General features: G+C 39.8%; 11 protein-coding genes. All 11 read right to left on the bottom strand.

Features of this window, described 5'->3' with window-relative positions:
- Positions 1–97: 97 nt before the first annotated feature.
- The 11 genes from V7147_RS08820 to V7147_RS08770 all read right to left on the bottom strand — a co-directional run bounded on the left by V7147_RS08820 (position 98) and on the right by V7147_RS08770 (position 8,282).
- Positions 98–937, bottom strand: coding sequence for an FAD binding domain-containing protein (locus tag V7147_RS08820; protein ID WP_335367481.1), 840 nt, complete (start codon positions 935–937; stop codon positions 98–100).
- The gene (locus tag V7147_RS08815) at positions 934–3,279 is read right to left on the bottom strand and encodes a xanthine dehydrogenase family protein molybdopterin-binding subunit (protein ID WP_335367480.1); all 2,346 of its coding nucleotides are present in this window, start codon (positions 3,277–3,279) and stop codon (positions 934–936) included. The genes V7147_RS08820 and V7147_RS08815 overlap by 4 nt, the downstream gene beginning before the upstream one ends.
- Before the next feature lie 47 nt (positions 3,280–3,326).
- A complete protein-coding gene (locus tag V7147_RS08810; protein ID WP_335367479.1) occupies positions 3,327–3,515 on the bottom strand; it encodes a capping complex subunit for YIEGIA in 189 nt (62 codons plus the stop codon).
- A 23-nt stretch (positions 3,516–3,538) separates the two neighbouring features.
- On the bottom strand, positions 3,539–4,417 hold the full coding sequence (locus V7147_RS08805; protein ID WP_335367478.1) for a YIEGIA family protein: 879 nt from the start codon (positions 4,415–4,417) through the stop codon (positions 3,539–3,541).
- Between the two features lie 125 nt (positions 4,418–4,542).
- Positions 4,543–5,403: a DUF421 domain-containing protein gene (locus V7147_RS08800; protein WP_335367477.1), complete on the bottom strand. Its 861-nt coding sequence runs from the start codon at positions 5,401–5,403 to the stop codon at positions 4,543–4,545.
- A 23-nt stretch (positions 5,404–5,426) separates the two neighbouring features.
- The gene (locus tag V7147_RS08795; protein ID WP_335367476.1) at positions 5,427–5,633 is read right to left on the bottom strand and encodes a DUF1657 domain-containing protein; all 207 of its coding nucleotides are present in this window, start codon (positions 5,631–5,633) and stop codon (positions 5,427–5,429) included.
- A 12-nt stretch (positions 5,634–5,645) separates the two neighbouring features.
- Entirely contained in the window at positions 5,646–5,996 is a 351-nt protein-coding gene (gene spoVAE / locus V7147_RS08790) for a stage V sporulation protein AE (protein ID WP_335367475.1), read from the bottom strand.
- Positions 5,993–7,012: a stage V sporulation protein AD gene (gene spoVAD / locus V7147_RS08785; RefSeq protein ID WP_335367474.1), complete on the bottom strand. Its 1,020-nt coding sequence runs from the start codon at positions 7,010–7,012 to the stop codon at positions 5,993–5,995. The genes spoVAE and spoVAD overlap by 4 nt, the downstream gene beginning before the upstream one ends.
- Positions 7,012–7,491 (bottom strand): stage V sporulation protein AC, encoded by a 480-nt coding sequence (spoVAC, locus tag V7147_RS08780; protein ID WP_335367473.1) that lies wholly within the window; start codon positions 7,489–7,491, stop codon positions 7,012–7,014. The genes spoVAD and spoVAC overlap by 1 nt, the downstream gene beginning before the upstream one ends.
- 17 nt (positions 7,492–7,508) lie before the next feature.
- On the bottom strand, positions 7,509–7,976 hold the full coding sequence (locus tag V7147_RS08775; protein ID WP_335367472.1) for a YhcN/YlaJ family sporulation lipoprotein: 468 nt from the start codon (positions 7,974–7,976) through the stop codon (positions 7,509–7,511).
- A 99-nt stretch (positions 7,977–8,075) separates the two neighbouring features.
- Positions 8,076–8,282 carry a DUF1657 domain-containing protein gene (locus V7147_RS08770; RefSeq protein WP_335367484.1) on the bottom strand — a complete coding sequence of 69 codons (207 nt, stop codon included), beginning with the start codon at positions 8,280–8,282 and terminating at the stop codon, positions 8,076–8,078.
- Positions 8,283–8,327 lie beyond the last annotated feature (45 nt).

The raw sequence follows: 8,327 nt of genomic DNA, 5'->3' as shown, positions 1-8,327 counted from the left end.
ATTGTATGTAGTAATGTGTCGGCAGAGCGTATCATGACTTCCTTCGTTTCCCCATTCACATGGAGACTTACGACAGTTTTGGAAGGACCATTCGAGATCATGCATTTCCCTCCTTCAAGGCTTCGATAACATCCTCCAGCATATTTCTTAAAACAAATTGCCGATATTCTGCTGACCCTTCGAAATCATTTACAATACCTGAAGGAAGTTTCTTCATTGCCTCCGTAATTCGACTATCGATAGATAAATTATCATCATTTAAGACAGTCTCTAATTCAGATGATCGAAATGGATATTCACAAACACCACTAATAGCCGCTCTTATCTGATTATCTTTTTTAAGCGCCGAGACGGAAGCAATCGGATACCCTATTTTAGATAACCTTGTTTTTTTAAGACTTATGAAAGGATAATCAAGATACTCTTTATCAATCATAATTTGTACAAGAAATTGGTCATTCTTTAAGCCCATTTCATGGCTGAATATTTCTTCCAAAGGAAGAACTTCTTCTCCTTCCTTACCCACGATTTTTACTCTTGTCTCCGATAAAAGAAGCGGTAATAGCCCTTCCCGATACTTTAGTTGGCTGAAAAGATTGCCTCCGATTGTGATTTTGTTTCTTGATGTATGGTCGGCAACATGCTTGACTGTCTCACCTAAAAGTGGAAATAATCTTGACTCCGCTATTTTATTCAGTGGAACTGCAGCACCAATGACTAATTCATTCCCCTGCATTTCCAAAACAAAACATTCAGGAATTCCTTTAAGATCAATAATGGCATCGGTCGTGATTTTGTTTAACCGAGCAAACGTGATAAATTCGGTACCCCCACTGATAAACATTACCTTTTGACCTCGTTCGGAAACCGATTGATAGGTTTGAACAGCTTCAGTGATCGTTGATGGTTTATAGTATTCAAAATCAAATGGAATCACAGCGAACCCTCCCTTTTTGACTTCCAAATGAACTCGGGGGTGAGTGGTAAATGGTTTAACTCCACTTTTGCCGCATTCGAAAGAGCATTTGCAAGTGCAGATGGGACACCGATTACGCCATATTCTCCAATTCCGCGTGCACCATATGGACCATCTGCAGCAGGGGATTCGATAAAATCAACAAGGTATTCTGTCGGTTGTTCACCAAACCTCAACATTTGATAGGTTCGTAATTGAGGATTCTGAACTATACCCTCCTCATTAAAAATAAAGGTTTCACTGCTGGCAAAGCTTAAACCTAAATACATGCCACCTCTCATTTGTTGGGTAGCCATTGCTGGATTAATAATCGTCCCGCCATCCAAAACAGTGACTGCTCTTAAAACTTTGTACGTATAATCTCTTTTATCCCATTCAACCTCAACCGCCTGCACACCAACAGACCACCAAGGTCCAGGTTTTCCAAAGCCGGTTTCTTTATCCATCGGCGTTAGATGTCTTTGAATATATTTTCCGTGTCCAACAATTTGTCCTTCAACAGAATGACCGTTAGGAAATTTATAACCAATGGCTAAATCCTCTATTTTGACCCCATACTCGGGGTTAGGCTTTAAATAGACACGACCGCCGCCAACTTCTAAATCCTCGACCGAACATTGAAGGGCAATGGATGCTGTTTTTTTCATTTGGGAAATGGCATCATCCGCCGCAGCCATAACCGCCCGCCCCGCCAAGAATGTTGTGCTACTCGCAACAGTCCTCCATTGGTGTGGGTCATATTGTGTATTGACTTCCATCGTCACATGAATTTTATTGATATCTATCTGTAGCTTTTCGGCAAGGATTTGTGCAAGAGTTGTTTTCGTGCCTTGTCCTAATTCAATGGCCGCACAATTCAAATTCACACTGCCATCTGGTTCAAATGTTAGAATTGCCCCCGATTGGGCATTCGTTGCTGTTGTTGACGTTTTCCAATACAAACTGATTCCCTTAGAAATTACTTTGTTCCCTCCGGCCTCTTCAGGTTTTTCATTCCATTTTATTAATTCCTTTGCTCGATCAAGGCATTTTTTCGCATCCCCAATATTATTCGCTGTAATAACAGCCTGTGTTGGCGAGGTATCACCCGGTTTTATTGCATTGATCATTCGGAGTTCGGTTGGGTCCATATTTAACTTCTTAGCCAGTTGGTCCATCGTACGTTCAACTGCAAAAGTAAGCTCCGGATGGCCATATCCTCGGAAAGACGTGGCAAATGGATGATTCGTATACATACAATACGAATCACACCATACGTTCGGAACATGATAAGGGCCGGTACAATCAAGTGCAGCTGCACGCGTTACACCTGCAGCTTGGTCTGAATAGGCACCTGAATCTATCAAAAACGTATATTGTCCCGCTAAAATCTTTCCTTGTTTATCAACACCTAGTCCAATAGTTGCTTCGATGCCGATATGACAGGGAGCCGTAATCAAATCCTCTTCACGTTCAAAATCCAATTTCACCATTTTACCGCCGACAGCCTTCGAAGCTAAGTATGCAAGGGGTTCCAATTGTACTGTACCTTTCCCACCAAATGCCCCGCCAACCATCGGAGCATGAACTATGACATTTCCTACTTCTATGTTAAAAAATTGATTCAAAACTTTCTTGATTGTATAGGGCGCTTGAGTTGTAGAATGAACAATCACTTTACCCACCGGGTTAATTTCCACTCTTGTACAGCGTGTTTCTAAGGCAGCATGATCTGATAGATTAAATGAGTATGTAGCTTTTATCGTTTCCGCACATTGTTCCCAGGCTGAAATAAAATCACCTTTGCGAATTTTAATATGACTAGCAATATTCGTACCTGAGACTGGATACACATTGCTGATTAATTTTTTATATTGTCCTGCATGTTCATGAACCAAAGTAGTCTTGTTTTGAAAAGCATCTCTAACTGTATTGACGACAGGCAATTGTTCATATTCCACTTTGACCAATGATGCAGCCTTTTTTGCTTGATGTTCGTGGTCGGCAACAACAATCGCAATAGGTTCACCATAATATCTCACTTTTTCAAATGCCAATGGGGGTCGATCAGCTAAAATTGGGCCAATATGGTAGGGAAATATTTCACCCGTAATGATGGCGCGGACACCTTGTATTTTCCACGCTTCCGTACTATCAATTGACTTAATTATGGCGTGTGCGTATTGGCTTGTGACTAATCTGGCATGTAACATACTGGGCATTGTAAAATCACCAGTATATTGGACAACCCCTGCTGCTTTTTCCACTGTATCAATTCTCGGGATTGGTTTTCCTACCGATGACCTTATATTATTCCCCATCATGAACCGCCTCCAATTTTATAAAATTCGGTGCCTTTCCCTGCCTGCGTTTAATGGGCAACGATGATCATGGTATTTTGGTCAATTTCATGCGCCGACGCATCTAGCGTTTTTTCCAAGGTTGAACTTGTTTTTTGAAGTTCTGCCGCATCTTTTGCTACAAAAACGGGTGCACCACCGGCTTGTACATTTTCGGGTTTAATGGTAATGATTGCGATAATTTTAGTTGGTTGTTCCATTTTTTCTTCTCCTAAACTCTTTTTTATTGCTTTCCTTTATCTGATTGGCGCGGTAAACGAATGGCACTATCTAGAACGGGTACATGTTTTAGCACTTCTTTTATTTGAGCGAAGTCCTTTTCCCTTGGTAAAAAAAATAAGGCAATTCGACCATCTACCATATCCCTTTTTGAAAGTGGAATAAAATCAGGCTCACCCGAGTCAAGGTAGGAACCAAGGACATTTGCAATATGATGTAACATTGCCTGTCTTTGCCCTAGATGTGAAAGAGTTACAATACTATTTTCATTTTGGGGTGTAATGATGGCTCCTACTGCTTTTTCTTGAATGGTCTTTCGACTTTCTTCTAGACCAACATTTTTAATATGAATATCACTAACATAAAGATTTGGACCTTCAAATCGAATTTCACCTTCTGAAATCTCAGCCATTTGTACTAACAATTTCCCCTTCATTCTTCCCCTCACAATAAAAACGAGGATAAGTCCGACGATTATTCCCAACCAAATTTTATAGATGGCAACTAATGTGGCAACAATGGCTGCAAACATGACAATGTAATTCCTACCTTCAAACGCTTGAGCCATCCCCTCAATAAATGCTTCGCCTCTTTTGACTAATTCCATATTATCGATTTTTTCAAGTGTTTCCCTTTCCATCTTCCGTACCTCGCGAAATTGTGTTGCCGCAAGTCCCAAGAAGGTGACAGCCGCCCAATCTGACTCTAAAACCGAAGGAACAGCCACAGCCCCAATAAAAGCAGCTATAAAACCGAACGCGAGATGAATGATTCTTCCTGTTGGGTATGTAGGGTATTGTCTAAAATCAGTGCGCATTAAGATAAAGCGCGCAACAAATCCCAGTAAAGTACCTACTACAACAGGCCATAAATACTTATCCATTTGGTAACCCCCGATGTTTAATTACGAATTGTTAAAATTAGGATGTAAACATTGTTAGAGTCTCCAATCTTTGAAAATTTTATGAAGTGAAAAAAACCAAATCCTCTTTTCTAGGACTTGGTTCCTTAGTTTTTTAAAAACGGAGTGAGTTTATTTAATGCATCCTGTAGTTTTTCACTGTTCTTTGCGTACATTTCCTTTGCGGATTGGGAATTTGTCTGCAGGGCAAATAATTCTAAGTCCGCCTGACATTTTTTTATTGTGGCATGAAGTAATGGTTTTTCCTGTGGAGAAGGGACCTTAATCTTATCATCAAATAAATCGACTGTTAGCTGTCCATATGTATCCACTTGTCCGATGAACACATTTTCAATACTGACGCCTATTTTATCGAGTTCCGTTTCTAGCCAATTTAGACTATTTCCTGATGATGACAATGGTTCATGCATAATTTCTCCGTCCATAATAACCGTTTGTGATTCTTTAATCGGTGCTACAGCCATATTGAGTACTTTCGCGGTGATTGGTTGATTCTCCTTTTTTAATAAAACACTTAAGGTTCCTGTTGTCTCTAATACTGCGAACTCAACATCTGCTACCTGAAATACATTTTTATCTCGTAGTTTTGCTAATAATTCATCAATCGTATATTTTTCTTTTTTTAAGTTATCCTCCATTACTTTTCCGTCCTGAATAAAGACGGTTCCTTTTCCTTCTGCAAAATCCCCTACCGTTTTACTTTTTAATGAAAGGATACCCACGATAAATGGAACAGCAAACCAGATCCCCATACCTATTAATCCATGAGCCATTTTTTTATCCAAGCCTGTAGCGACCTCTGCCGCAATACTACCTATTGTAATTCCATTAATATATTCGAAAAAGGATAGCTGGGAAATTTGTTTCTTCCCTAACCATTTGGTTAATAAAAATAATACAAATAGTAATACAATTGATCGTACGGCTATACCTAACCAATCTGGCATGTGATTAACTCCTTACAATTGATTTAAAATCCTTTATACTGATATTCCTCCCGCTCTATTTCACTGACTCGCTGCTTTAAATCATTTTTTATTTCATCCATGATCATCATGGTTTCATGAAAGGTTTGCTTCGCTTTCGTATCCTGCGTGCGTAATGCCAAGCTTGATAAGCTTGCTTCAATACTTTTTATACTGGAAAGACATTGTTTCACTTGGGAGCCGACTGTCACCTTACATTCTCCTTATCCTTTTGGTTTAAAAAATAATGCACCAATCATCCCGAAAATAATCGCAGCTGATATACCAGCACTTGTGACTTCAAACATTCCGGTTACCACACCGACCAACCCATGTAATTCTGCCTCTGCCATTGCACCATGTACAAGGGAATTGCCGAAACTAGTAATTGGAACAGTTGCTCCGGCACCTGCAAAGTCGATGAACGGTTCGTATAAACCGAATGCGTCCAACAGTGCTCCAAGTACTACAAATGTACATAATGTATGAGCAGGTGTGAGTTTAAATACATCAAACATGATTTGCCCAATCACACAAATGAGCCCACCTATGACAAAAGCCCAAAAGAAAATCATGCCTGCTCTTCACCTCCATTTTCGATTGATACTGCATGTGCAATACAGGGAATCGATTCTTTTTGCTGAAACGACAGGGGAGAAAGCAGTGCACCCGTGGCAACGACCAGGACCCGATTTAGTTCCCCTTTTTTCATACGATTTAAAATATGTCCGTAAACGACTGAAGCAGAACACCCTGCACCACTAGCACCCGCAAGGACAGGCTGCCCCTCTCGATAAATGAGTAGACCACAATCCTGATAATTTTCTTCCTTAATTGGAGTACCATGTTTTTTGAATAAATCCAGGGATACCTCTCGACCGATATGACCAAGATCCCCTGTTACAATCAAATCATAATAAGAGGGATCGACGTTTCGTTCTTTTAAATGAGCCTCAATTGTATCAACAGCTGCCGGAGCCATTGCGCCACCCATATTAAATGGATCAGTCAGTCCCATATCTACAATTCTGCCAATGGTGGCTGATGTTACTTGTGGGCCTTTGCCCGTTGGACTAACTAAGGCCACACCTGCACCAGTTACCGTCCATTGAGCAGTTGGAGGTTTTTGGCCACCATACTCAGTTGGATAGCGAAATTGCTTTTCTACTGCTGCATTATGACTAGATGCACCTGTTAAAATATATTTTGCACCATTATAATTCACTAAAAAGGCGGAAAGGGCTAACCCTTCCATTGAAGTTGAGCAAGCCCCAAATAAACCAAGATAAGGGCTACCTAATGTTCTGGTTGCAAAGCTTGTAGGCGTGATTTGGTTGATTAAATCGCCGCCAAGGAAAAACTGTATCTGATCCTTTTGCAGATTCGCTTTTTCCATTGCCTTTTGACAAGCTTCCTCTAGCATAATTTGATGTGCCTTTTCAAATGAATCTTGATTTAGCCAAATCTCCCCATGAATCAGGTCGAAATCCCGCGCAAGGTTACCTTTCCCTTCAAATGGTCCGACAACTGTTCCTGTTGAAATAATCACAGGTTTTTTATCGAATATCCATGTTCGATGACCTGTCAGCATTACAGTCCCCCCCACGTGATTAAAATGGTTTTAATGGTGGCGATCACAAAGGCTGAAAAAACGCCAAAAAGAATAACAGAACCTGCCAGTTTAAACATATTACCACCAACACCTAGTACAAAACCCTCTGTACGATGTTCAATCGCTGCGGAGATAACAGCATTTCCAAACCCTGTAACAGGAACGGCGGAACCGGCTCCTCCAAATTGTGCAATTCTGTCGTAAACTCCAAATCCTGTAAATAACATGGAAATGAAAATTAAGGTAGCTACTGTTGGATTTCCGGCTGTTTGGTCTGTAAAATCGAAAAAGTATATGTAAAAGGTCTGAATCGCCTGTCCAATCAAGCATATGATGCCACCTGTTAGAAATGCTTTCATACAATTTTTAAATATGGGTCTTTTTGTCTCTCGTTGATCTTGAAAGGCTTGATATTCTTGTTGAACAGGGGTTAATTTTTTCTTTTTTTTATTTGACATAGGCTACCCTCACTAACTTATGCTTCCTCTTTCATTAGACTTTTAATATTCCCTATTTCTTTTTTTAGCTCTTTTTCCCCAGTCTCCCCTTTCTCGAGCTTTCTCTCCAAAATATCTAATTCCAGAAACATTTTTTGATCGGTTGATACTTGAATCTTGTAGTCTGGATATTCCTTTGTTAGCTCCTCTTTCACACTCTTTTCAATCGTCTTCAGCTGAAATCTATCCATTTGGTGGACCGTGATTGCAATTAGGAGTTCTTTATTCGTATTAACTCCACGAACACCGGTGACGTCATCCCTTTTAATTAATAGCTCCTTAGCTTGATTTGCGGTTGTTTGATTGATTGACTTTTTTGCACTTATTTTCGTAATCGATGTGCTTTGATTTTTGACAGAATCCATATTTTCCTTGCAGCCAACTAATAACCCTAAAATTACAAATAAAAAAATACTACATCGAAAGAAAACCTTTTTTCTTTTCATCTCTTCAATCCCCTCCATGGAACGTAAAAACTGGAGAAAAAGGTTGGTATTGTAACCAACCTTGAATTTCAATTGTTCCTTGATTTTTTTCGGGTTTATTTATTCTTGTTGATATTGTGGTTCTTCCGAATCCAATTCTTGCAGACGTGGGTTAAGACTATCCACGATCATTTGTGTTTGTTGTGAAGCAGTTTGATACATTTGTTTGGCTTGTTGATTTTGAGTTTGAAGTGCAAATTGTTCAAGGCTTGCTTGTGCACTTTTTAAACCTGCTATTGTTTGTTTAACCTGACCTTTAACTGTCATTGCTTTCCCTCCACCTGTTTTGAGTTTTTCCAAACAACCATAGGA

This window comes from Bacillus sp. JJ1521 (assembly GCF_036965165.1).
Classification (GTDB): domain Bacteria; phylum Bacillota; class Bacilli; order Bacillales; family Bacillaceae_L; genus Ferdinandcohnia.
This window is presented reverse-complemented; position numbering and strand designations above follow the sequence as displayed.

Bases quoted from the DNA above. Each gene is read 5' to 3' on its own strand.
- V7147_RS08815 (WP_335367480.1), bottom strand. From the start codon at position 3,279: ATGATGGGGAATAATATAAGGTCATCGGTAGGAAAACCAATCCCGAGA.
- V7147_RS08810 (WP_335367479.1), bottom strand. From the start codon at position 3,515: ATGGAACAACCAACTAAAATTATCGCAATCATTACCATTAAACCCGAA.
- V7147_RS08805 (WP_335367478.1), bottom strand. From the start codon at position 4,417: ATGGATAAGTATTTATGGCCTGTTGTAGTAGGTACTTTACTGGGATTT.
- V7147_RS08800 (WP_335367477.1), bottom strand. From the start codon at position 5,403: ATGCCAGATTGGTTAGGTATAGCCGTACGATCAATTGTATTACTATTT.
- spoVAE (WP_335367475.1), bottom strand. From the start codon at position 5,996: ATGATTTTCTTTTGGGCTTTTGTCATAGGTGGGCTCATTTGTGTGATT.
- spoVAD (WP_335367474.1), bottom strand. From the start codon at position 7,012: ATGCTGACAGGTCATCGAACATGGATATTCGATAAAAAACCTGTGATT.
- spoVAC (WP_335367473.1), bottom strand. From the start codon at position 7,491: ATGTCAAATAAAAAAAAGAAAAAATTAACCCCTGTTCAACAAGAATAT.
- V7147_RS08775 (WP_335367472.1), bottom strand. From the start codon at position 7,976: ATGAAAAGAAAAAAGGTTTTCTTTCGATGTAGTATTTTTTTATTTGTA.
- V7147_RS08770 (WP_335367484.1), bottom strand. From the start codon at position 8,282: ATGACAGTTAAAGGTCAGGTTAAACAAACAATAGCAGGTTTAAAAAGT.